This is a genomic window from Lujinxingia litoralis (genome assembly GCF_003260125.1).
In the GTDB taxonomy this organism is placed as follows: Bacteria; Myxococcota_A; Bradymonadia; order Bradymonadales; family Bradymonadaceae; genus Lujinxingia; species Lujinxingia litoralis.
In genome coordinates, this window is record NZ_QHKO01000001.1 from 679369 (window position 1) to 701229 (window position 21861).

Annotated in this window: 19 protein-coding genes, 1 tRNA gene and 1 pseudogene; 7 read left to right on the forward strand and 14 right to left on the reverse strand. The window is 62.9% G+C overall.

The window, feature by feature from the left end:
• The first annotated feature begins 120 nt into the window (after positions 1 to 120).
• Positions 121 to 2496 (forward strand): ribonucleoside-diphosphate reductase subunit alpha, encoded by a 2376-nt coding sequence (locus tag DL240_RS02805; protein ID WP_111728329.1) that lies wholly within the window; start codon positions 121 to 123, stop codon positions 2494 to 2496.
• The gene (locus tag DL240_RS02810; RefSeq protein ID WP_111728330.1) at positions 2493 to 3512 is read left to right on the forward strand and encodes a ribonucleotide-diphosphate reductase subunit beta; all 1020 of its coding nucleotides are present in this window, start codon (positions 2493 to 2495) and stop codon (positions 3510 to 3512) included. The genes DL240_RS02805 and DL240_RS02810 overlap by 4 nt, the downstream gene beginning before the upstream one ends.
• A 150-nt stretch (positions 3513 to 3662) precedes the next feature.
• Here the strand turns inward: DL240_RS02810 and DL240_RS02815 are convergent, their stop codons facing one another.
• Positions 3663 to 4358 carry a class I SAM-dependent methyltransferase gene (locus tag DL240_RS02815; protein WP_111728331.1) on the reverse strand — a complete coding sequence of 232 codons (696 nt, stop codon included), beginning with the start codon at positions 4356 to 4358 and terminating at the stop codon, positions 3663 to 3665.
• Positions 4359 to 5234: 876 nt separating this feature from the next.
• Here DL240_RS02815 and DL240_RS02820 point away from each other — a divergent pair.
• A complete protein-coding gene (locus DL240_RS02820; protein WP_146618061.1) occupies positions 5235 to 7028 on the forward strand; it encodes a choice-of-anchor Q domain-containing protein in 1794 nt (597 codons plus the stop codon).
• Positions 7029 to 7188: 160 nt separating this feature from the next.
• On the opposite strand, the gene DL240_RS02825 is transcribed toward DL240_RS02820, so the two are convergent.
• Together DL240_RS02825 and arr are read right to left on the reverse strand one after the other, a co-directional pair.
• Positions 7189 to 7965: a glucose 1-dehydrogenase gene (locus tag DL240_RS02825; protein ID WP_111728333.1), complete on the reverse strand. Its 777-nt coding sequence runs from the start codon at positions 7963 to 7965 to the stop codon at positions 7189 to 7191.
• Positions 7966 to 8313: 348 nt separating this feature from the next.
• Positions 8314 to 9189, reverse strand: coding sequence for an NAD(+)--rifampin ADP-ribosyltransferase (gene arr / locus DL240_RS20850; protein ID WP_430673500.1), 876 nt, complete (start codon positions 9187 to 9189; stop codon positions 8314 to 8316).
• A 296-nt stretch (positions 9190 to 9485) separates the two neighbouring features.
• On the opposite strand from arr, the gene DL240_RS02835 reads away from it, so the two are divergent.
• A complete protein-coding gene (locus DL240_RS02835; RefSeq protein ID WP_111728335.1) occupies positions 9486 to 10478 on the forward strand; it encodes a leucine-rich repeat domain-containing protein in 993 nt (330 codons plus the stop codon).
• A gap of 98 nt (positions 10479 to 10576) precedes the next feature.
• Here DL240_RS02835 and DL240_RS02840 read toward each other — a convergent pair whose 3' ends face one another.
• The 8 genes and pseudogenes from DL240_RS02840 to DL240_RS02885 form a co-directional block, all read right to left on the reverse strand.
• Positions 10577 to 11008 (reverse strand): DUF7079 family protein, encoded by a 432-nt coding sequence (locus DL240_RS02840; RefSeq protein ID WP_146618062.1) that lies wholly within the window; start codon positions 11006 to 11008, stop codon positions 10577 to 10579.
• Between the two features lie 256 nt (positions 11009 to 11264).
• A complete protein-coding gene (locus DL240_RS02845; RefSeq protein WP_111728337.1) occupies positions 11265 to 12365 on the reverse strand; it encodes an SDR family oxidoreductase in 1101 nt (366 codons plus the stop codon).
• A gap of 84 nt (positions 12366 to 12449) precedes the next feature.
• Positions 12450 to 13019: a TetR/AcrR family transcriptional regulator gene (locus tag DL240_RS02850; protein ID WP_111728338.1), complete on the reverse strand. Its 570-nt coding sequence runs from the start codon at positions 13017 to 13019 to the stop codon at positions 12450 to 12452.
• A gap of 124 nt (positions 13020 to 13143) precedes the next feature.
• Positions 13144 to 14016: a VOC family protein gene (locus DL240_RS02855; protein ID WP_111728339.1), complete on the reverse strand. Its 873-nt coding sequence runs from the start codon at positions 14014 to 14016 to the stop codon at positions 13144 to 13146.
• 9 nt (positions 14017 to 14025) lie between these two features.
• Positions 14026 to 15072, reverse strand: coding sequence for an ACR3 family arsenite efflux transporter (gene arsB, locus DL240_RS02860; RefSeq protein ID WP_111728340.1), 1047 nt, complete (start codon positions 15070 to 15072; stop codon positions 14026 to 14028).
• Positions 15073 to 15128: 56 nt separating this feature from the next.
• Positions 15129 to 15467, reverse strand: coding sequence for an ArsR/SmtB family transcription factor (locus tag DL240_RS20650; protein WP_199589715.1), 339 nt, complete (start codon positions 15465 to 15467; stop codon positions 15129 to 15131).
• A gap of 341 nt (positions 15468 to 15808) precedes the next feature.
• Positions 15809 to 16577 (reverse strand): annotated as a pseudogene (locus tag DL240_RS20855) (Lnu(F)/Lnu(G) family lincosamide nucleotidyltransferase); the annotation flags it as partial.
• Between the two features lie 163 nt (positions 16578 to 16740).
• A complete protein-coding gene (locus DL240_RS02885; RefSeq protein WP_111728345.1) occupies positions 16741 to 16926 on the reverse strand; it encodes a hypothetical protein in 186 nt (61 codons plus the stop codon).
• A 1679-nt stretch (positions 16927 to 18605) separates the two neighbouring features.
• Here DL240_RS02885 and DL240_RS02890 point away from each other — a divergent pair.
• Positions 18606 to 19037 (forward strand): hypothetical protein, encoded by a 432-nt coding sequence (locus tag DL240_RS02890; protein WP_146618063.1) that lies wholly within the window; start codon positions 18606 to 18608, stop codon positions 19035 to 19037.
• A gap of 317 nt (positions 19038 to 19354) precedes the next feature.
• Positions 19355 to 19678, forward strand: coding sequence for a hypothetical protein (locus tag DL240_RS02895; protein WP_199589716.1), 324 nt, complete (start codon positions 19355 to 19357; stop codon positions 19676 to 19678).
• Here DL240_RS02895 and DL240_RS02900 read toward each other — a convergent pair.
• The 3 genes from DL240_RS02900 to DL240_RS02910 form a co-directional block, all read right to left on the reverse strand.
• A complete protein-coding gene (locus DL240_RS02900) occupies positions 19639 to 19950 on the reverse strand; it encodes an ArsR/SmtB family transcription factor (RefSeq protein WP_111728347.1) in 312 nt (103 codons plus the stop codon). The genes DL240_RS02895 and DL240_RS02900 overlap by 40 nt on opposite strands.
• 414 nt (positions 19951 to 20364) lie before the next feature.
• Positions 20365 to 20436, reverse strand: a tRNA-Asn gene (locus tag DL240_RS02905).
• 321 nt (positions 20437 to 20757) lie between these two features.
• Positions 20758 to 21129 carry a DUF2237 family protein gene (locus DL240_RS02910; protein ID WP_111728719.1) on the reverse strand — a complete coding sequence of 124 codons (372 nt, stop codon included), beginning with the start codon at positions 21127 to 21129 and terminating at the stop codon, positions 20758 to 20760.
• Between the two features lie 212 nt (positions 21130 to 21341).
• On the opposite strand from DL240_RS02910, the gene DL240_RS02915 reads away from it, so the two are divergent.
• Positions 21342 to 21767 carry a DUF1801 domain-containing protein gene (locus DL240_RS02915; RefSeq protein ID WP_111728348.1) on the forward strand — a complete coding sequence of 142 codons (426 nt, stop codon included), beginning with the start codon at positions 21342 to 21344 and terminating at the stop codon, positions 21765 to 21767.
• The last annotated feature ends 94 nt before the right edge of the window (positions 21768 to 21861 follow it).

The window sequence follows — 21861 nt, forward strand, 5'->3', positions numbered from 1 at the left end:
CGGGAGCGAAGGTTGACCGGCGCCCTCCTCTTCGCAGGTACAGGTTGTCTGGTCCGAGTCGTTCGCCCCGCGCTTTAGAAACCGAGCGAGTTTCGCTCCGGAGAGTCGCGAGAGAGCACCATGAACGACGCCCCTGCCCCCCCAGCCCCATCCACGCCCACCGCACAGAACCGGCACGTGCGTATCATGACGCGTGATGGCTCCCCTGAAAGCGTGAGCCTGGACCGGATCGTGGACGCGATCTCACGATGCGCCGACGGCCTTGACCAGGTTGTTCCGCAGCGCGTCGCCCTTCGCACCATCGAGGGCATCTTTGACGGCGCGACCCAACGCGAACTCGAGGACCTCTCGATTCAGGTCGCAGCCTCGCTGATGCTTGAAGAGCCCGAATACTCTCGCCTGGCTGCCAGGCTACTGGCGCAGCGCATGAGCGCCGATGTCGAGGCCGAGGGAGTCACCTCGTTCTCGCAAGGCATCTTCGCCGGACACGCAGTCGGGCGTTACAATGACCGCCTCCATCACTTTGTGCGTGCACACGCCCCTCAACTCGATGCTCTCATCGCGCCAGAGCGCGATCACCTCTTTGAGTACTTCGGGCTGAAGACCTTGCACGACCGCTACCTGCTGCGAGACTCCGAGCACCAACGCCTGTTGGAGCTGCCGCAGTACTTCTTTCTGCGCATTGCGTGCGCACTGAGCGAAGGGTTCGATGAGGCGCTCGAGCTCTACAACCTCCTCTCCAGGCTGGAGTATCTCCCCAGCTCCCCCACGCTCTTCAACGCCGGCACCTGCTACGAGCAACTCTCCAGCTGCTTTCTCCTCGACTCTCCAGCCGACGAACTCCCCGACATCTACCGCAGCTATACCGACGTCGCGATGCTCTCGAAGTTCTCCGGCGGCATCGGCATGGCCTTCCACCGCGTGCGCGCACGCGGCTCCCTCATACGCAGCACCAACGGTCGCTCCAACGGTATCATCCCCTGGCTCAAAACACTGGATGCGTCCGTCGCCGCCGTGAACCAGGGCGGCAAGCGCAAGGGAGCCTGCTGCGTCTACCTGGAGCCCTGGCACGCGGATATCGAAGAGTTCCTGGAACTTCGTGACAACACCGGTGACGAGGCCGCACGCACGCATAACCTGAACATCGCCAACTGGGTTCCTGATCTCTTCATGCGCCGCGTCGAAGCCGACGCAGACTGGAGCCTCTTTGATCCGAAACACGTCCCGGAGCTACCCGACCTCTACGGCGACGCCTTCGAACAACGCTACGAAGAGGCCGAGCGGGCCGGACTCGCCAGCCGTACCATCAAAGCTCGTGATCTCTACGCACGCATGATTCGTACGCTGGCTCAGACCGGCAACGGGTGGATGACTTTTAAAGATCACGCCAACCGCGCCTGCAACCAGACCGCCCTCCCCGGACGAACTGTTCACCTCTCCAACCTTTGCACGGAGATCATTGAGGTGACCTCCGGAGAAGAGACCGCCGTCTGCAACCTGGGCTCGATCAATCTGGCCCGACACACCCGAATCGACTCCACGGGAGAGGTCCACTTTGACTTCGACCAGCTCGCCGCGACCGTACGACGAGCGGTGCGCCAGCTCGATCGGGTGATCGATCTCAACTACTACCCGATTCCCTCCACAGCAGCGTCAAACTCGCGTTGGCGCCCGGTCGGACTCGGACTCATGGGCCTGCAGGACGTGTTTTTTCAGATGCGTCTGCCCTTCGACAGTCCCCGGGCGCGCACTCTCTCCCAACACATCTCCGAAGAAATCTACTTTAACGCCCTGACCACCTCCCTCGAACTCGCCGCAGAACTCGGCCCCCACGCCGCGTTTGATGAAACCCGTGCCGCCCGTGGGGAGCTCCAGTTTGATGCGTGGAACGTGACGCCAAGCGAGCCCGAACGCTGGGAGCGTCTGCGCGCAAAGATTCAGCAGGTGGGGCTGCGCAACTCTCTGCTCTGCGCCGTCGCCCCGACCGCCACCATCGCCTCGATCGCCGGCTGCTTCGAGTGCATCGAGCCCCAGGTCTCAAACCTCTTCAAACGCGAAACCCTCTCCGGCGACTTCCTCCAGGTAAACCGCTACCTGGTCGCCGAACTCAAACAACTCGGGCGCTGGGACGACGAGATGCGTGACCGCCTTAAGGAGAGCGAAGGCTCAGTCCAGGCCATCGATGCGCTCCCCGACGAACTGCGGGCTCTCTTTCGAACCGCCTGGGAACTCCCGATGCGCTCGTTGATCGATATGGCCGCCGACCGCGGCGCGTTCATCGACCAGAGCCAGTCGCTCAACCTCTTCATCGAGAGTCCGACGATCGGACAACTCTCGTCGATGTACTTCTACGCCTGGAAACGCGGTCTGAAGACGACCTACTACCTGCGCTCTCGGCCGGCCACCCGGATCGCCCGGGCGACCCGGCGTACCCCCGACGCCGCGGCGGTGGCGTGCTCACTCGAAAACCCTGACATCTGCGAGGCCTGCCAATGACCACACAACGCCCCCGACACCTGCTCGACCCGGGTTTCTGCCTGACCCTGCGTCCGATGAACTACCCGGCCTTCTACGAGATGTACCGCGACGCCATCAAAAACACCTGGACCGTCGAAGAGGTCGACTTCTCCACCGACGTCAACGACCTTCGGGACAAACTCACCCCGGCCGAAAAACACCTGGTGCAACGCCTCGTCGCGTTCTTCGCGACCGGCGACTCCATCGTGGCCAACAACCTCGTGCTCAACCTCTATCAACACATCAACGCCCCCGAGGCGCGGATGTACCTCTCCCGACAACTCTACGAGGAAGCCCTGCACGTCCAGTTTTACCTGACGCTGCTGGACACCTACGTGCCCGACCCCGCAGATCGCCACGCCGCTTTTGCTGCCATCGAGAACATCCCCTCCATTCGCACCAAGGCCGAGTTTTGCATGCGATGGATAGACTCGATCGACGAGCTCGATCGCCTGGAGACCCGTGCTCACCGGCGTCAATTTCTACTCAACCTTATTTGTTTCGCCGCCTGCATCGAAGGACTCTTCTTCTTCGGCGCCTTCGCCTACGTGTACTACCTCCGATCTCGCGGGCTACTCCACGGACTGGCCGCAGGCACCAGCTGGGTCTTTCGCGACGAGAGCGCACACATGGCCTTTGCCTTCGAGGTCGTTCAGACCGTACGTCGAGAGGAGCCCGAACTCTTCGACGCCTCGCTCACCGACGACGTCCACACCATGCTGCGTGAAGCCGTCGCCTGTGAGACACAATTCGCCGAAGACCTCCTGGGTAGCGGCGTCGCCGGGCTGACCGTGGCCGACATTCGCGCCTACCTCGAGCACTGCGCCGATCAACGCCTGCACACCCTCGGGATGCCCGCGCTCTACGGCACGAAGAACCCGCTCGCGTTCATGGAGCTGCAAGATGTGCAAGAGGTCACGAACTTCTTCGAGCGCCGTGTCTCTGCCTATCAAGTTGCCGTCGGCGGCGAAGTGAGCTTCGACGAAACCTTCTAAGCGCCCGACCAGCTCCGCCGGTGAACCAGGGAGCAGCTCCGCGCCTCGACGTGCGCTGCCCCCTGGCGTCACCGGCGAACGAAGGGAACGAGCGGATAAACCCAATGCTGGGCCGGCAGGATGTTTGCTGGCGCGGCGGGGACCGGACCGTCAGGCCTCGACGCGTTGCGAGCGTACAAGGCGACGTCCTACCACATTGAAACATCGAAAAAACTCTTCGTGAACCTGCATGTGCGCAGCGCCAGCAAGCTCCTCAAAGCGTGACCGCTCCAGCATGTGAAAACCATGAGTGAGTCGCGCCTTGAGGAGTTCGAGCCGGTCGGCACTCACTCCGGAGGCGCTTGAACATTTCAGATGTGCGTCTACCAGTAGCGAGCCCTCATGAGTGGAGCACTCAATCTCCGTCACTAAGGCCGAGGCGCCGTGGGCCATTGCCCCTGCGATGTCACAGAGAAAAGAGGCCCGAGCCCCGTCGTCCGGGATCAGGTGCCCCACAAGCGTTGACACCACCGCATCGTAGGGCTGCTCCACGACAAACCTGTTGAGTTCGCACGCATTCACCCGAACCCGAGACTCCAGGCCTGCCTTCCGAATCGCAGTCGCCGCATGCTCAATCATCTCACTGGAGGGGTCGACGCAGTCCACCTCGCATCCGGCGAACGTACGAGCCACGGCAATCGCCTCGGTGCCAGTACCACACCCCACAACGAGTATCCGCCGAGGGTTTGTGCATGCAGCCCGAAGCATCGCGGGTATCACGGCATGAAGCACATCATACCCGGGCACAAGCGCACGAATCTGCCGCTCGTAACGTGTGGCGTCATCAAAGCTCTTGGGACGAGTCATCGTTTGCCTCCTATCTGTTCTGAAACGTCGCTGGAACGCCCTTCGTCCTACCACTAACACGCCGAACGTAACTTCGTCGGCCTTCCCCCCCCTCGTCCCCGAGGCCCAAAACACGAGCGCAGCCGATGTAAACGAGTTTCTGAAACCCAAAACACGTTCGCAGCCGATGCAAAAGCGACTTCTCGGCTCGGTACCGCGTTAACAGCCCATGCAAACGCTTTTTTAAGCTCGAAAACACGTTCGCAGCCGACGCACACGAGTTTTACGCAGCTCGGATCACGCTCGCAGCCCCTGCAATCATGTTTTAGCCCGGAAAATCCCCTTCGCAGCCCCTGCAAACATGTTTTAGCCCGGAAAATCCCCTTCGCATCACCTGCAATCATGTTTTAGCCCGGAAAATCCCCTTCGCATCGCCTGCAATCATGTTTTAGCCCGGAAAATCGCGACTACGCCGACGAGGTATGGAGTTGCTCCCAGAAAACCCTCGTCGTGGCGCCTTCAAACGCAAGCGGTCCTCGATCATACGGCCTGTCAACCGGCCTCACTGATTGCTCTAGCGTCCACTCAGCGCCTTAGAGATCCGGCCCCTACGGGACGCTATCAGCCCCTTCCAACGTCGCCTCCTCTGCCCCCCTTTACGCGGCCGCGATGCGAGGTTTTCCAGCCGCGGAACGCTCTCGGACACTGCTGCGCCGAGTTGCACGCCGTGCCGGTCGATGCAAGTATTCGCGCACAGTCCATCCACCGAGATATCTGCGCGGGAAGACTCTAGCGGGCAGGCCTGAAGGTTCGACCTGAGGCGACAAGCCCGAGCACACTCGAATTCCGCCCCTGGCGAGGACAGGAGTGCGCCGCGCGACACATGGGGAGAGCACGATGCAGCAACGATCGATTCTATTCGCACTGACGTTGACGATGGCAGTCGCCTGCTCCTCCGGCGATTCCCCTGCTCCTCCTATCAACACACCTGATACCTCCTTGCCGGACGACACCGGCGCGCAAGAGGACGCGGATAGTGGCCCCCCTATTGATGGCGGTAGCGACGGCGGCAACGATGCTGGCGATGACGCGGGCACCGACAGCGGTCCCGATGGTGACACAGACGGTGGTACCGACGGCGGCACAAATCCCCAGCCAGAACCTCTGGGCCCGCGCCCGACGCCCGGATTGATGAGCACACCGGCGCCAAGCCCCGAGTGTTCTACCGACGGTGCGCAGTACTATGTCGCCAACGCCCCCACCAACGGCGACGGCTCTCAGGCCAGCCCCTTCAACACCATCCAGGAAGCACTCAACCTGGCAATGCCCGGCGACACGGTCTGGGTGATGCCCGGCGAGTATGACGTCACGACCCGAACCCACACGGCTCGGGATGGTACGGCGGATGAGCGCATCTGCCTGAGAGCCTTCGACCCTGATGACCGCCCGGTCCTGACGCGCGCCGGCGAGTACGGCGGGGAGTTCTTCCTGATCAAGCATCAGTACTTCGTTCTGGACGGGTTTGTGCTGGATGGGAACTACGCCGCCGACGACTTTGCGGCCCGCTATGAGAACTCCGACACGCCGGGCGGCCCCCGAGAACGCGCCTTCCGAAGCATGATTGCCGTTACTCACTGGGGCACCTGCAACGGCTCGCCGGAGTCCCCCTCGTCCTCTGAGGTGTACTACGACTACAACGGCGACCACGCCATCATTCGAAATGTGTCGATGGGGCACAACCAGGTCGACTGCCTGCACATCGCCGCCGACGATGTGCTCGTTGAAAACTCCGAGATCCACCATTGCCTGCGCGGGACCTTTGATACCCAGGTCGACTCTCATTGCGTCGCTGTCACCCATGCCCGTGATGTGCGCTTGAATCACGTCGACATCCACCATTGCAGCGGCGACAGCCTCCAGGTGGACGCCGACATCTACAACAAATGCGGCACGCAGCAGTGGGATAACCTTCGCATCGAGAACACTCGCCTCTGGACCTCAGCCTTGCAGGGGCAACATGCCGGCTGGAACGATGGCGAAAACCCCGGCGAAAACGGCATCGACACCAAGACCTTCGAGACCCCGGAGCACCGCGTTTTGCGTCCGCGCGTCTCCCTGGTCAACGTCGAGGCCTTCGGGTGGGATAACAGCGGCTACATCTCAACGCGAGCTGTCTTCAACGTGAAGTACCGTGTGGACTGGACGATGGATGGCATCAACATCCACGGCAACCAGTACGCGTTCCGCATCCGCGGCGGATACAACAACGAGCCCCAGGGCTCGGCGACCCTTCATATGGCCAACGTGCTTGCCTACGACAACGACAACGTGGCGCGCATCGAGCGCTACGTGGAAGATCTGCACATCTACAACAGCACCTTCGCCAACAACGCCAATCTCTTTCAACACGCGGACTGTCCCGACGACCTCTGCTACGACACCGACACCTACGAGATGTTCAACAGCCTCTTCCTCGGCGATCTTGCGGTCGAAGGAGAAGGCAGCACGAGCAACGCAGGCGTCACCGCCGACTGCTTCGTCGATGCGGCGAATCACGACTACCAACTCGCCGCAGGATGTTCAGCGATCAATGCCGGTGTAGACGTCGCAGAAGTCGTGGAGGACATCGCCGGCAACCTGCGGCCGGCCGGCGCCTATGACATCGGAGCGTACGAGCATCAGGCGGACTAAACACGAGTCCCCCTTCGCGCGCTCCTGACGCGCGAAGGGGGACTCGCCGTGGCACCGTTGCCGCTTGAGCACGGGTCCACTGGACGGGCAAGCCAACCAGGGTGGAGCAGCCTTTTGTAACGCGCTCCCGTGGTTGAGGCCCACGTCGCGGAGGTCGCCATCACTGTGCAGTGTAGCCACCGTCGATGACTAACTCAGATCCCGTCATGTACCTCGATTCATCGCTGGCCAGGAAAAGCACGCCGTAGGCGATCTCGTCCGGCTCCCCCATCCTTCCCAGGGGAATCGCTCCCAGAATGCGATCCTGGAAGGCCTTTGCTTCGTCTTGTGGCATCTGGGCCACCGCTCCGGATACCATCGCCGTCAGAATGTAGCCGGGATGTACTGAATTCACGCGGATGGCGTACCCCTCTGCCGCACAGTGCAGCGCGGCGGACTTGGTAAAGATACGCACGCCTCCTTTACTGGCGTTGTACGCCGCTGCCCCCGGCTCCCCGATGATGCCCTCGATGGAGGAGATGTTGATGATCGAGCCCCCCTCGTGATCTTTCATGTACCCGATCGCCGCGCGAGTCCCGAGGAAGACACCGTCGAGGTTCACCGCCAGGGTCTTACGCCAGATGTCCATGGTGGTTGTTTCGACGTTGGCGGGAATGGCGATACCGGCGTTATTCACGACCACTTCAAGCCCGCCAAAACGATCCACGGTGGCGTCCACCGCCTCGGCCCACTCCTCTTCCGAGGTCACGTTGAGCGAGAGCGCCAGCGCCTGACCGCCGGCGCCTTTGATCTTCTCGGCCACCGCGCTGGCTCCGTCCATATTGATATCCGCGACGACCACCTGGGCGCCCTCGCTCGCCAACATCTCGCACTGCGCAGCCCCCAGGCCCGAACCTCCGCCGGTCACAAGGGCTCTCTTTCCGCTTACACGTCCCATATCGCTACTCCTGGTATCAGGAAACGCCTCGTCGCGCTTCATGTCGGTTCACTTAGACCTGACATCCCAGACGGGCCCGGCACATCGCGCGCCCGATGCCCCTGAGCCATGGAGTCACCTGTGCCCCGGGGCCTGGCCGATCCCACACCCACGGATGCGGGTGATGCCACCCCTGAAGTTCCGCCCTTTTTGTGGACACTCAAGCAACCCGGCCGCGCGGGCCACTGGCGCTACTTCGACACGCTGCGCTCCGGCGACCGGCCGTTAAACGAAGATTCTCCGCCCAAAGAGCCCGGCACGGCCAATCAGACAGCCCTTTTCCCCGTCGCCCCTTCGCTCCTACTTCCCTCAATCGTCATCGGGAGTAACACCGGAGCGCTCCAGACGTGCTAGCCCTTCTTTCATGGCCCGAATCGCCTCCGGATCGTGCCCCTCCCACGCCTCGACTTCACCCACCACGCGCAGGGGAGCTCGCGAACGAAAGGAATGGGTCGGATTGCCGCGAAAGCGCCTGTTCGTCAGGTTGGGGTCGTCTTCAAAGGGACCGGTGGGTTCCACGAGGTAGATGCGCGACCTGCTCTCACCGGCAGCGAGCTCCGCGCCCCAGATGGACGCATCGAGGGTTCGAGTGAAGTACACGAAGTTCGCCCGGCGAGGCGTCGCTCCGAAGTTGGCGGCGTGGCCGGGCTCAATCAGGTCACCGGCACATAAAGGTGCCCGCGTCCCATGGTAGTGATTCCACTCGACCACCTCGCTCAACACCGTGAGCGGCTCCCGGGTACGCCAGGACATCGCCGGATAAGGTGGCGCCGTGTAGCCGTCCAGCCGCGAGGAGTCTTCTATCGGCCCATTCACCGCCACCCGGTAGACGCGAGCGTTGTGGTCCCCCTCGGCAAGCTCTGCCGCCCAGATCGCGGCGTCGAGATTCGGGCTGAAGTACGCGAAGTCGCCGACAGGCAGGATCGTTTCCCCCGGCGCCACCGCGGCACGGGTGCCGTGATAGAGGAGCATCGCTCCAGGTGCAGACATCATTTCGGTCATGGCGCTCACCTTGTCCTGAGCCCGGAGCCACAGCACCGGACACGGGGTGTTGACACAAAAAACACGAGCCCCCGAGGCACAGGCTACACCGCCCGAGCACCGACGGCTCTCGTGATCGCGTGTTCTTGCCCCATGGGCCTTGTAAATAACGCCAGCAAGGCATGGGAGCCTCCCCCGTCTCATCGTACACCGTTTTATAGGCGGCGAGATGTGCGGGTTGAGAGGGCCCCGGAGAAAGAATGAGGCAGGCTACTGCACTCGGTGAGTGTCAGGCCTGTCTGTCGTCAGCGTTCCCCCGAGCTCCGAGGCACCGGCCACGGTCGGGCAGCGCCTCGGCAGGACGTCGACACGGGTCGTGCACATCGAAGAACGTCGTCAGCCCCATCGAGCCATTGCGCCGGAGTTGAGCCCGGATTCGGGCTCACGTAATATTTTCTCCTCACCCCCCAGCTTTTCTGTCCCTGCATCCCGAGGAGCGCATGACCTTTCCGCCATTCGTCTTCGTCTATCCGCCCGAGGGCAATCCCGAAATCCCGCGAGGCACTCGGCTTCTGTGGTACCCGAGCATCCGCGAACTCTCGTTTAGCCCCACGGGCACGACTGAGCACCTCGACGAGCTTATCGCGACCGGCCTGGTCGACGACGCCGAGTCGATTCGAATCTCCGACTTCGCAAAAAAAGCGGTCCGTCTTCCCGATTCGATCGCCCGACTCACGTCCCTGCGCAGCGTGCGCATCGAAACGAGTCAATTCGCGGATTGGCCAGGCGTCTATCGCATCCCGACACTTCGCACGCTCTTCGTTGATGAGAAGGTCGCCGAGCTCCCGGACGGGATTGGACAACTGAAAGCTCTCGAAGAGCTGACGATCAAAGGCAAAAAGATCGCGTCTCTCCCTGAAGACCTCGGCTCGCTACCGAACCTTCGCACTCTCGTTATCGTCAACGCCCCGATCACTCACCTCCCGGACCTATCAGGGCTCACCGCACTGCAGACCCTTCGACTCGTCTGGACCAAGAAGCTCAAGGTGCTTCCGGACGGACTCGACACGCTCGCTGCGCTTGAGCGCGTTGAGACGGACATGGTTCCGCTCACCGAGATTCCAGTCGGGCTGGCGCAGCATGCCAACCTTCGCGCGCTCGTGATTCGGGGAGGCAAGGTCAAAAAGCTTCCCGACGTGTCGTGGCCGCAGCTACGCGAACTCGAGAACTTCGGCCCCCTCAAAAAGCTCCCGAAGACCTTTGAAGCCCCGGCACTCGAGCACGTGGTGCTCGGAGACGCGCTCCCCGCCTTGCCGCCCTTGCCAGCGGACTCCCTCCAGTCGCTCGACGTAAACGCGCCTCTCACCTCGGTCGACCCTGCGCTTGCCAGCGTCAACCGCCTTCGCCTCACGTGTACGAAACAGGCGTACGCCGCGCTCTCCGATGACGAACGAGAGGCCTTTGGAGCACGACTTCGCGCCGCCTGGGCCTGAGCGTCTCTGCACCCCGGAGGTCCGTCCGCCATCGGAGCGGCGCTTCGGGGGCGAGTCGAGCGGGCGAGCGCCGACGTCAACCTGCACCGTGCTTCCCGTCAACTCAGGGTGTTCTGCAGCTGCGCTTCGATGATTGCCCAGCTGCCTCGCACCAGCGACTTTGCCGGGATAATCGCAAAGTCTGAGTGGCGTCGACGCCGTCGAAGGATCTGCGCCTCAAGCCATTCCAGGTCGAAGCCGGCCCACACTCCGGCAACGCTCATCAGGTTCGTGCGCAACACGGGGTGGACCTCGCGGTACAAAATCTCCTCGATCTGGCAGGCGTTGTAGCCGCTCTCGGCGAGGATAGCTGCGATTCGCGCATAGTCCCGCTCGACGAGTTCGGTGTCGAGGTAGAGCTCCGAGAGCACGTCCCACACCTTGCGGCGTCGTTCCAGATCGCCCGCTGGAGCCGGGGGCGCATCAGCGCGGCGCCGCCAGACGCCGGGGAGAAGCCCTATCACCAGCGGAACGCACACGGATGTCGCCACCAGTGTGCTCGTAAGAGCCTCCGGGGGGCGCTCTTTCACGAACCAGACGATCAGGGCGACAAGAGCGAGCCGTGCGGCCCATCCGACAAGGCATTTTCCCATCGTGGTGGTGGGCGAAGGTTCCATCTGGGTAGCTCCACATCGTCGGTGCGTGACACGTCGCGGCCTGCTGAAGCCGGTCGCTACAGCCCTCATCGATCGAGAAGACCTGGCTCGGCGAATGCAACGGCAGCCAAATCGGGAGCGGAGGATACTCCTACGCCACCTGGCCACTGCTCCTCACGCTACCTTCATCGCTGAGCTCAAAGTCACGCGCCACCAGAAAGTCGATCCATCGTTTCAGGCTCGTCTCGATGTCCGGCAATTTCACGCCGACTCGAGACGCAAGCGCGGTGACGGGCCGCGCGTCGTAGCGATCGCCGCTCACAAAGGTCAGCGCCTCCGGGTGCACCCCGGTGAGCGCCATCGGCAGGCAGCGCACGATCCCCACCGGCACCGAAAAGCGAGGCGCGGGCACATTCATATGGCGGGCGGCCAGCGCGATGAGCTCGCGCAGACTCGGCGTGCGCTCATCCAAGACCACCACATGTCCACCGAGTGAGTCGGCGTCGCCGGGCACCCTGGCGAGCAGTGCAGCGAGCGTGTCGACAGCGATGACCGGCAGCCAGCTCTCGCGGTTGCCCGGCAGGACCGGTAGCTGGCGGGCGTGCAAACGCTGCAGGGTCTCAGCCAGGCCGAGTGCTTGCGTCGTCTCACCGCTGCGACTGTCACCGATCACAGAGGCAGGGCTGATGCGGGTTAGCGGCACATCATGCCTCGCAGCAACCTCGGCGACGCGGTAGTGGGCCTCCACCTTGGAGCCCTCGTAGGCGCCGTGCGCCCGGTAGAAGCGCGACAGCGCACGGGCGTCATTCACATCCAGCTCTCGCGCCTCCTTTCCTTCGGTCCGGTAGCCGCTCAGATGCACCAGCCGCCGCAGGCGCGCGCTGCCGGCCAAGAGCTCCACCAGACGCGACGATGCCTCCACGTTGTCGCGGCGCGTGGCCTCCAGTGGCATCCCGAAGTCGAAACGCGCGGCCAGGTGGTAGACGGCTTCGGCACGCGCAAGCCAGGTACGGCCTTCATCATTGAGGCCGAGATCAGGAGCGCTCAAATCAAAGGCCGCCGCGTGCAGCTTTGCCCCATCCCCTCCCCGCGCGTTCACCCATGCGCGCAACTCCGGCAGACGCGTCTCGGGGTTGCGGATCAGCGCGCACACCTCGACCCCATTCGCTGTGAGTTCGAGGAGCAACCAGCGGCCGATAAATCCAGTGGCTCCTGTCACAAGAGCAATATCAAAATGCAGACCGGTCATCATATTATCATCTCCAGAAGAAAGAGCCCTCTCTACGGGCCGGTTTTGTGCGCGGTACGCAACGCGCGGGCGATACGAAACGAAAGCTCAGTCGGAAAGCAACGCGGGAAGCCTCTCCCGAAGGTCGTAAAGAATGCCGGCATCGCCGTACGCGCGAGTCAGCACGAGCGCCCCTTCGATCGCGCAAATCGCGGCGTGCGCGCGTTGACGAGCGTCGTCGGGAGAGATGCCGTCGGCGCTCAAGCGCCTGGCGAGGATGCCGCTCCATCGCTCAAATACCTCGCGGGTGGCCTTACGCAGTCTCTCCGAGGTGTTGGCCATCTCGAAGGCAATGGCCCCCACCGGGCAGCCGGTCTGACAGGCGGTGGCCTCACACTCTCTGGCGAGCAGGTCGACGATCTGCCGGGCGCTTGTGACGGCGTCTGGCGAGGCGTTCATCACATCTTCCAACGTCTGCGCAAAGTCCTCACCGTGGCGCGCCACAACTTCGGCGGCGAGCTCTTCTTTGCCGGCTGGGAAATGAAAATACATGGAGCCCCGGGGCGTACCGCTCTCGCTGAGGATCTGTTTTATGCCGGTGGCCGCGTAGCCTTGCGCTTGAAAGAGGCGTGTGGCTGTCTGGATCATCTTCTCGCGTGTCTCTTCGCCCTTGCTCATATTCACCTCGCGTCAGCTGAGTTCATCACGCCGGACATACTAGACCGGTCGTCATATTAAAATCAAGCCCCCCGAACGTCGATAGGTGGTGGTGAGGGGCTATCCCATCCGGAGGTTCCCGAATTTAGACTTCAGGCACCAGTATACGAGGCTCTTGATTAGAGGGCATCTCAGCGAGTTCGGCGTCGGTAAGGCGCGCGTAGATCTCGATGAGGTTGCCGCCGGGGTCTTTGAGCCAGAGTTCATGCAGGGGAGTGCCGCGCCAGGTGGTGCGCGCCGGCTTGTGGATGAGCCAGCCGGCAGCCTCAGCGCGCCGGTGCGCCTTGATGACGGCGGCCCGGGTGCCGACGTCGATGCCCAGGTGATAGAGGGTGTCCTGGTGGAGTTCTTTACCGTCGGAGACGAGCAACACGAAGTTGGTGCGCAACGCTTCGCTCACAAAGGTCACGTAGCGGTGCGTCCACGCCCTGGGGGCAACTCCGAGGAGCCAGGAGTAGAAGCGCGCGGCCTCCGCCAGGTCCGGAACGCGGATGCTCGCGTGGAACTCCTGAGGGTCGGGGCCCTCGGGCACGTCGCGAAGCGCCGCGAGCACCTCGAGGCGAGCGCGAATATGGTCTCGGGTCACGCGAAAATGCTGCAGACGCTCCTCGTCGCTGAGATCTTCGTTCGCTCTGTCAGGATCCTGAAGTGGCCAGTGCATCCGTGGCGTGCTCGCGAGCCACGCCGGGCAGACCTCCTCGGCGCAGAGGGTGATGACAAGCTCCACGGAATCGGGATCGATGGTATCGACCGACTTCGACGTCTGGGTCCCCAGATCGAGGCCGAGCTCAGCCATCGCCCGGATGGCATAGGGGTTGACCTGCGAGGGTGACGAACCGGCCGATTGCACACGTACGGCATCGCCAAAGAGGTCGCTGGCGAGGCCCTCGGCCATCTGGGAACGTGCCGAGTTGGCGACGCAGAGGAAGAGGATGGAGTTGAAACGAAATCCGGACATAGATCTCTCTCAGGTAGGGGTTGGTGAGGTGGATGAGGCCGCCGGGAACCACCCTCTGGTACGGTTGGCGAAGGCGACAAGCGAGAGCATCACCGGCACCTCAATGAGCACCCCGACGACCGTGGCGAGCGCGGCTCCCGAAGCGAGACCAAAGAGGCTGATAGCCACCGCTACAGCCAGCTCGAAGAAGTTGGAGGTGCTGATCATCGCGGCGGGCGCCGCCACGGTGAAGGGGAGCTTGAGCACGCGAGCCAGACCGTAGGCGAGGGCAAACATCCCGTAGCTCTGGATGAGCAGCGGGATGGCGATGAGCACCACGCGGCCGGGCTGCTCAATGATGGTGTCGGCCTGGAAGCCGAAGAGAAGCACCACCGTGAGGAGCAGACCGACGATGGAGGTTGGCTTGAGCTTATTCGAAAGCTGCTCGATTGCGGGAGCGCCGCCAGCCTTCCTCAGCCGCCGATGAGTAAGAACCCCGGCGCTCAGCGGCAGGACTACAAAGATCACAACTGAGGCCAGCAGCGTCTCCCAGGGGACATGCAGATCGGTGATGCCGAGCAGCAGTCCGGCGATCGGGGCAAAGGCAAAGACCAGAATGATGTCGTTCACCGACACCTGGACCAGGGTGTAATTAGCGTCTCCACCGGTCAGATGGCTCCAGACGAAAACCATCGCCGTGCAGGGGGCGACGCCAAGAAGGATCATCCCGGCGATGTACTGCTGCGCGTCCTCAACGGGCACGAGGCCTGCGAAGACGTGCTGGAAGAAAAGCACGCCGAGTGCCGCCATGGTGAAGGGTTTGATGAGCCAGTTGATGACCAGGGTGAGCGCGAGTCCCGCGGGCCTCTTGCCTACGTCCTTGAGGCATGAAGGCTCCACCTTGAGCATCATCGGGTAAATCATCAGCCAGATAAGCACGGCGACGACCAGGTTGACACTGGCCAGTTCCAGACGAGAGACGGCCTCGAAGAGACCGGGCACGACGAGCCCAAGGCCAACGCCGGCGGCGATGGCCAACGCGACCCAGATCGAAAGAAAACGTTCGAAGATTCCCATACCACAACCTTATCGACCATCGTCGATGCACGATAAAAACCGCAAAAATCTCCGCATCACAGGCCGTCGACCAGAGCCTTGAAGAGCGCGACGGTCCCCGGCTCCACGCAGTAGCAGACCCGCGGTCCATCGACCTCGCCGCGGATGAGCCCCGCGTCCTTGAGCTGCTTGAGGTGCTGCGAGATGGTCGACTGGGCAAGCGGAAGCTCAGCGACGATATCGCCGACGATGCAGCCCTCCTGGCGCACGAGCATGCGAAGAATGGCAACGCGCGCTGGATGCCCGAGCGCCCTGGCGAGCCTGGCAAGGTGCGCGTTGGCTTCCCCCTCGTCGCTCGGTACCGGCGGCTGCGGCTCGGCGGGTGGGCAACACGAAGTGACCCCGGTCCTTTTCACAATGCACCTCTTTGTTTGCGATCAAAAACAAGCGCCTATCGCCGATATACGATAAGACACACGTCAGAGTCAACGTGCCGGCGCGGCTTGCCGGCGAATCCCTCTCGTCAGGTCCCCCCCTCCTCAGGGAATGGCCAGTGCCTCCTCGGCGTGCTGGCGAGGGCAAAGAGCGAGAGCATCACCGGCACCTCGATAAGCACGCCGACGACGGTACTACCGAGCCCATTCCCTTCGATGGTTCGGCACCCCGCATGTTGTCGGCAACGCGGTCGACATGGGCGCTGGAAACGCAACGTATGCCCCACAGGCACCTGCGCGACCTCCCACGCCATCACCCACGATCATCCGCCAGATGCGGCCCCCCTCGGTGACGAGTACGCCTGGCTGAGCAGCTCGTCGACCTTCTGTGCTATCGAAGGAGGGATCGTGATGTTCAGCGTCCCCCCCGGCTCCTGCGCGAGTTCTTTGAACCATGTCCAAGATGCCCGGTACGCGGAGAACAGCTCATCAGGCTGTGTGCCGGCGGTACAGGTCACGTAGCGCTCGTAGGTAGCTGGCGAGAGGTCACTCTCCAACGCACGCGATGGGGTCGGCCCGTGCGCAGTCGTGCCTTCGGATAGGCGGATCAGCTTTAAGAGGTGCTCATGTGCCCTGCTGAGCAAGGCCCAGGCGCGTGCAAACTCGCCACGGTTGAGCACGTTTGCTCCGAAGAGCATCTGGTTCGTAAGGTTCAGCACGAGCCGCTCCACCTCCGCAGCCCCCCCCGCGCTCAGGCGGCCCCCCCACAAGTACGCTGGCGTATCGCGAGAGTTCGCCGCTCCGATCCAGCACCACGGCAGCGTCCAGGGACGGAAACCACGCGTACCCCTTCCAGCTCTCAACGACCGACATCTCCGAGGCACGCATGAAGTGGAACTCACCACGCACGCCGTTCTCGAAGAGCGCGGTGTGATGGCCGAAGTCATCGATAAAGTAGGCCGCGACAGGATGAATCTGCTGAAGCCATGTGTGCTGAGGAAAGGTATCGAACCTCTCGTCCTGGATAAATAACGCAAACTCGATGTCGGAGAATGCATCCCCTTCGTCGATGGCAAAAGAGCCGAACATCAGGTCTCCCTCGCCACCCTCATCTGCGTCTGCTGTGAAGCATGGTTGGCCGAACATGACGAGGCCACTGCAGCGCTGTACAGAGAGGTTGCATCCGGCAAGGCGCCGCTCAGGGACGCGGCTCTCTCGTCGCGGCACGCCAGACTCATACCACTCTCCACCAGCTTCACGCCTGCTCGTCCGCCACGGACGAAGCTCGCCAGCCTCCTCTAACGCGGATAGCGACGTCGACGACCGTCACTGTCAGCTCAATAAGCGCGTCGACGACGGTAGCGAGCGCAACGACCGAAGCAAGTGCACCGAGGCTGACAACCTCCGCGACAGCGCGTTCGACGTTCGCTCCCCATGGCATACGACCTCCTGGATCGCATCTGACCACCTCTTGCCTCCGAGAAGCCTCCGCGCGGTACCACCCCGACCTCTCCCCCGAGTCTCGATTCCATGACCACCACCCGCGAACAACTCTTCGACGAGGTGTGGGCGGAGCCCATGACCACCGGAGCAAAACGCTATGGTGTCTCCTCCAACTACTTTGCTCGGATCTGCAAGCGCTTGCCATCCCTCGCCCGCCCCGAGGCTACTGGGCGAAAGTCCAGGCTGGTCAAAAGATAGCCCGCCCCACCCTTCCAGCCCCACGCCCAGGCCAGGAACTTGAGTGGTGCCGAGACGGCGCTCGCCCGCGCGTTCAAGCTCGCTCAAGACCTCGTAGGGGAGCTGGACGTACTCACACTAATCAAAAATTGGCGCTCGCCAGAGGAGCGGTAGTCTCACCGTATCGGCTCGTGACGCCCTGCGCGCCGCTCTTAACCCGTGAAATCACACTATGTTTCCGGGCCATTCCATCGCCGGCGGCCGGGAAGTCGTGCTCCGGCAAGACCGGACGCGATGACAGCCCGAGCGAACGCAACACTTCGCCCACACACACTCTATGCCGAGGCTGCCCACGGGTTTCTCTTCAGCCCCTCTTCTCAACACCACCCGCGTTCCCGATCCAGATTCGAAACCTCCCCTTCCCTCGTCATCCGGCCTGTCCGCCACACACGTTGTGATGCCTGACCTGCGCCTGTCCGTACCTTGTCACTCGAAACATGGGTCCTGCGAACTCTGCCGAACCGTGCGCAGTCAGTCGCCAGCGCGTTTTCCAGGTCGACCCCCGAGTCGAACTCACGCGCCGACGCTCCGCCCCATCTCCAAACACCCCATCCCCGAGCCCGCCGTCCCACTGGCCCCCCGCCGACGCACCGCCCGAAGCACCCAACCGCTACACCCAACTGCACTTCGAGACGACCATCGAGGTGGATGGCGATGTGGCGTCGCGCCCGCAAATCACCACAATGCCGGGCAAACCCGTCACAGTGACGTCCCCCGGTGGCGGCGCGCGCCCGATTCACCTCCAACGTACGATGACCCCGATCGTTGTCGGCGAGTCCATCGCGCTCGCCGGCTGGCTTGAAGGCAGGGTTGGCGGGGAGGTGGAGCATGTGGAGTTCATCGAAGAGCAGGTGGCGCCGGGGGAGGCGACGGCTCTCGCGTTTGAGTTCGATGGGAAGGCGTACGTGATCGAGATGGTGGTAACGAAGTCGGCGTATCTGCGAAAGAACTCCCGGCGGCACCAGCGCCGCAGGTCTCGCGCGTTACGCCGATGGCCCGAAAATGCCGCCCTGACGCCCAGCGCATACCCCAAACGAGGCGTCGAGGGGGTCCAAACAGGCACCTCGTGCCTCTCCGCTACCCGTCGAGGGGGTCCAAACAGGCACCTCGTGCCTCTCCGCTACCCGTCGAGGGGGTCAGAACAGGCACCTCATGCCTCTCCGCTACCCGTCGAGGGGGTCAAAACAGGCACCTCATGCCTCACGCCCAGGCGTCGAGGGCTCGTCGGACGCCCGACGTCCTGGTGGTCTCCCGGGTCGGGAATCGCTATTCCTTCCTTGACTCGGGGGGCGGTGCTGCAGAACCATTTCCGCTGCGGACGCAGAGTCATCCCTCTCTGCTGATATCGTGTAATGACCTGAACCGAGCCACGAGATGAACATGTTTGAAGACTGGACGAAGCAAGGCAGCGCATACCGCAATGGAAACCTGTATGGCGTCGAGATCGAAGCCAAACGCCTCTCCGAAACGGGCGGAGCGCTCGGAACCTCGGTGATCTATCTGGCGGGCGAGAACTTCGGCGATGACTTCTACACCACCTGGAACGGCGAGGCATCGGTGCGACTCCGCGTCGACGGAGATGTGGGCGTGCTCGCGGTGATGGAGATGGCCCGACCCGGCGACGACTACGGCGGCGATGATGGCGTGGAAAGCGACACGCCTACCCTCGCCTGGAGGATCAATGGCGATCGCGCCTGGCTGATCGGTTCGCGATCGTTCATGGATGCCGACGTCACGGAAGCGCTCGGGATCGAGTGGCCGAAGCGCGAGGAGTTTGAGCGCTTCGCAGGCATCCAAGGCTGGGGCGAGTAACCGCTTCCAGGACCGAAAAGAGCCCCGAAAAGTCCGCACCGTCTCGATTCGTTGAAGCCGCCGCAGCGAGGTTGCGTTCAGGTCGATTGGGGCCTGTCTTCATGGTGTCGGGAGACGCGGACTACGCGCGAGGTTCAGCCCTGCCCGGCACAGCAGCAGTCGCATTCGAAGAGCCGGTTCGCCGGATGAGCCGGGTCACGGCACCGCAGGAACCTCGGGGTGCCGCGCGTCAGGGGGGATAGCGAAGACCATGAAGTGGCCCAGGTCGCGCGTGGCGGCATCAAGCCGGGCGAGGATGTCGTCCGGCGAGCCCGAGCGTGGTCTTCACCCTACCGCAGGTCGCCAGGGTCGGTATGTCGAAGGCCGCCGCGACCGAGAGGGGACTCGACTTCGAGACACACCTGCAGAAGACCGACGCGTGGTACGCGTCGATGCGTGTTGGCGCCACATGGTCCGGCGACAAGGTCCTGGTCGAGAGGAGCCGCGGCAGGGTCCTCGGAGTGCATCTCATCGGCCCCGGCGCAGAAGGACAGGTCAACCTGTTCGCGATGGCGATGAAGGCTGGATTGACTGCGAACCAGACTAATGGTCTGAACTTCGCCTATCCGAGCTTCGCGTCCGATATCGGGCATATGGTTTGATAGACACGCGGGGCGGTGTTCGAGGCGCGAAAGCGATTGCTGCGGGCGCCCGGTGACTCGCCGCGGATGAGCCCCGCGTCCTTCAGCTGCTTGAGCTGCTGCGAGATGGTGGACTGAGCCAGGGGAAGCTCATCCACAATGTCGCCGACGATGCAGCCTTCCTGGCGCACGAGCATGCGGAGGATGGTAACTCGCACGGGATGAGCCATGGCCTTCGCCAGTCGAGCGAGGTGCTTGTTGGCCTCCACCTCGTCGGTCGGGACCGGCGGCATCGGCTCCGCTGGAGGGCAGCACGCTGTGGTCTTGGTCTTCTTCACGATGCCTCCGCGGCAAAGGTCAACATCCATCGCCGATGAACGATGCAGCATTGGCGAGCGTCACGCCGAGGAGACTCTCAGCGCGTCTCCGATCGCGCATCTCTGCTGCTCGGCTGCCCCACTCTCAACGGGCTAACTAGAACCGGCATGTGGGCGTCTGGAGGCGTCTCTGAGACCCAAGAGCTCTCAGAGAGCACCGGTCTGGGGCCGGCGGCAAGGCAGGCACTCCAGAGAGCACCCGCGTCGACCAGCGACCGCCCACAGACCGCCGCCAACAGGGCAGATACGACAAGACCCCCGCCGGCGATGCCAACGAGGGTCCTGTTAAGAGAAAGGCCCGAGTCTTTCGACTCGAGCCTTTCTTTCAAGCTCCGGCGGTAGGATTTGAACCTACGACCAAGCGGTTAACAGCCGCTCGCTCTACCCCTGAGCTACGCCGGATTGTTCTGGCGGTCAGCGCCGCCGCGATGACCATTATGTGCCACATCGGGCTTCTGAGTGTCAACGGACTTTTTGTTTTTTTTCTCACCTTCGCCAGCAATGGCGCGCTCCAGCGGGCAGCCTCGACGGAGAAAACACCAAAAACACTGCCCATTCATAAACTTAAGCACACCCCCCCATTGCCCCCCCGGGATCAGACGTGGTGCTTTTTGCGCTGCACCTGTTTGTGAAGGCCGCGAAATCCCCCACATCCCGTGATCACGCCCCGTCGAAAGGTCAAAACTTGCCAGCATCTCCGATCGTGCGGGCCCACTTCAGCGCTTAGTGGGCCCCCTCAAGCTGGGCGTGCCTCAACAGGGACTCCAGCGCCACCACCTCCAATGCCCGCTGGTGCGTGGCCTCCAGCACCACCGGAGGCGCCTCACCGGCGTCGAAAGCCTCCTGCCAGCGCGAGGCGCAGAGACACCACCGGTCGCCGGGCTTAAGCCCCGGGAAGCCCGCGCGTGGCACCCGCTGCGTCAGGTCGTTGCCCCGAGCACGCGAGAACGCGAGAAAGTCCGACGTCATCACCGCACACACCGTATGTGATCCGCGGTCGTCTTCGCCGGTGCGGCAGCAACCATCGCGATAGAATCCGGTCTTTGGACGATGACTGCAGGCCTTGAGCGGGCCTCCCAATACGTTGATTGCCATGATGCTCCAGCAAAAGATGATGATGATCTTGAGATGACTCCGGACACCGTCGATGACGCCCGAGGGGAACGTGATGCAGATGAACGAGTTTGCCCTGCTCGGGCGCTGCGCTACAACGGGCAATGTGCAGGCCGGGGCCTCAGGCCACGATGAGGCTCGCCATCACACGTCACCGTTTAAACGCAACGACGCCCTCTCCCCGGAGCCAGCCCATGGCCAACAAGACCGTCCCCACCGATCAGGACCCCCTGGCATATCTCAACGCCCTCGAGGACGAGGGGCGTCGCCAGGATTGCCTGCAACTCGTGCAGATCATGGAAGAAGAGGTCGGCGCCCACCCGGTAATGTGGGGAGACGCCATCGTGGGCTTTGGCACCTACCGCTACGTCTACCAGAGCGGCCGCGAGGGCGACTGGCCTCTGGTGGGATTCTCCCCGCGCAAGCGTAACCTCTCGCTCTACATCATGTCTGGCTTCGAGGGAGCCGACGACCTGATGGCCCGCCTGGGCAAGCACAAGACCGGAAAGTCCTGCCTCTACATCAACAAGCTCGCCGACATCGACCAGGACGCGCTGCGAGAGCTCATCCGCCGCTCGCTGGCCTTCATGCGCCAGACCTACACGACCTCGCTCGACTGACGCTCTTGGCTCCCAGAGGGAGGCCCACTAAAAACGCCGCGCGCCCCGGTGTCTCGGGGCGCGCGGCGTGGATTCGCCGGCTTAGCGGTAGAAC

Excerpts from the sequence above, each read along its gene's own strand:
- DL240_RS02890 (WP_146618063.1), top strand. The coding sequence starts at position 18,606 with ATGTTTGAAGACTGGACGAAGCAAGGCAGCGCATACCGCAATGGAAAC.
- DL240_RS02835 (WP_111728335.1), top strand. The coding sequence starts at position 9,486 with ATGACCTTTCCGCCATTCGTCTTCGTCTATCCGCCCGAGGGCAATCCC.
- DL240_RS02810 (WP_111728330.1), top strand. The coding sequence starts at position 2,493 with ATGACCACACAACGCCCCCGACACCTGCTCGACCCGGGTTTCTGCCTG.
- DL240_RS02855 (WP_111728339.1), bottom strand. The coding sequence starts at position 14,016 with ATGTCCGGATTTCGTTTCAACTCCATCCTCTTCCTCTGCGTCGCCAAC.
- DL240_RS02850 (WP_111728338.1), bottom strand. The coding sequence starts at position 13,019 with ATGAGCAAGGGCGAAGAGACACGCGAGAAGATGATCCAGACAGCCACA.
- DL240_RS02815 (WP_111728331.1), bottom strand. The coding sequence starts at position 4,358 with ATGACTCGTCCCAAGAGCTTTGATGACGCCACACGTTACGAGCGGCAG.
- DL240_RS02845 (WP_111728337.1), bottom strand. The coding sequence starts at position 12,365 with ATGATGACCGGTCTGCATTTTGATATTGCTCTTGTGACAGGAGCCACT.
- DL240_RS02910 (WP_111728719.1), bottom strand. The coding sequence starts at position 21,129 with ATGGCAATCAACGTATTGGGAGGCCCGCTCAAGGCCTGCAGTCATCGT.
- DL240_RS02820 (WP_146618061.1), top strand. The coding sequence starts at position 5,235 with ATGCAGCAACGATCGATTCTATTCGCACTGACGTTGACGATGGCAGTC.
- DL240_RS02805 (WP_111728329.1), top strand. The coding sequence starts at position 121 with ATGAACGACGCCCCTGCCCCCCCAGCCCCATCCACGCCCACCGCACAG.
- arr (WP_430673500.1), bottom strand. The coding sequence starts at position 9,189 with ATGAGACGGGGGAGGCTCCCATGCCTTGCTGGCGTTATTTACAAGGCC.
- DL240_RS02825 (WP_111728333.1), bottom strand. The coding sequence starts at position 7,965 with ATGGGACGTGTAAGCGGAAAGAGAGCCCTTGTGACCGGCGGAGGTTCG.
- DL240_RS02900 (WP_111728347.1), bottom strand. The coding sequence starts at position 19,950 with ATGCCGCCGGTCCCGACCGACGAGGTGGAGGCCAACAAGCACCTCGCT.
- DL240_RS02915 (WP_111728348.1), top strand. The coding sequence starts at position 21,342 with ATGGCCAACAAGACCGTCCCCACCGATCAGGACCCCCTGGCATATCTC.
- DL240_RS02885 (WP_111728345.1), bottom strand. The coding sequence starts at position 16,926 with ATGCCATGGGGAGCGAACGTCGAACGCGCTGTCGCGGAGGTTGTCAGC.
- arsB (WP_111728340.1), bottom strand. The coding sequence starts at position 15,072 with ATGGGAATCTTCGAACGTTTTCTTTCGATCTGGGTCGCGTTGGCCATC.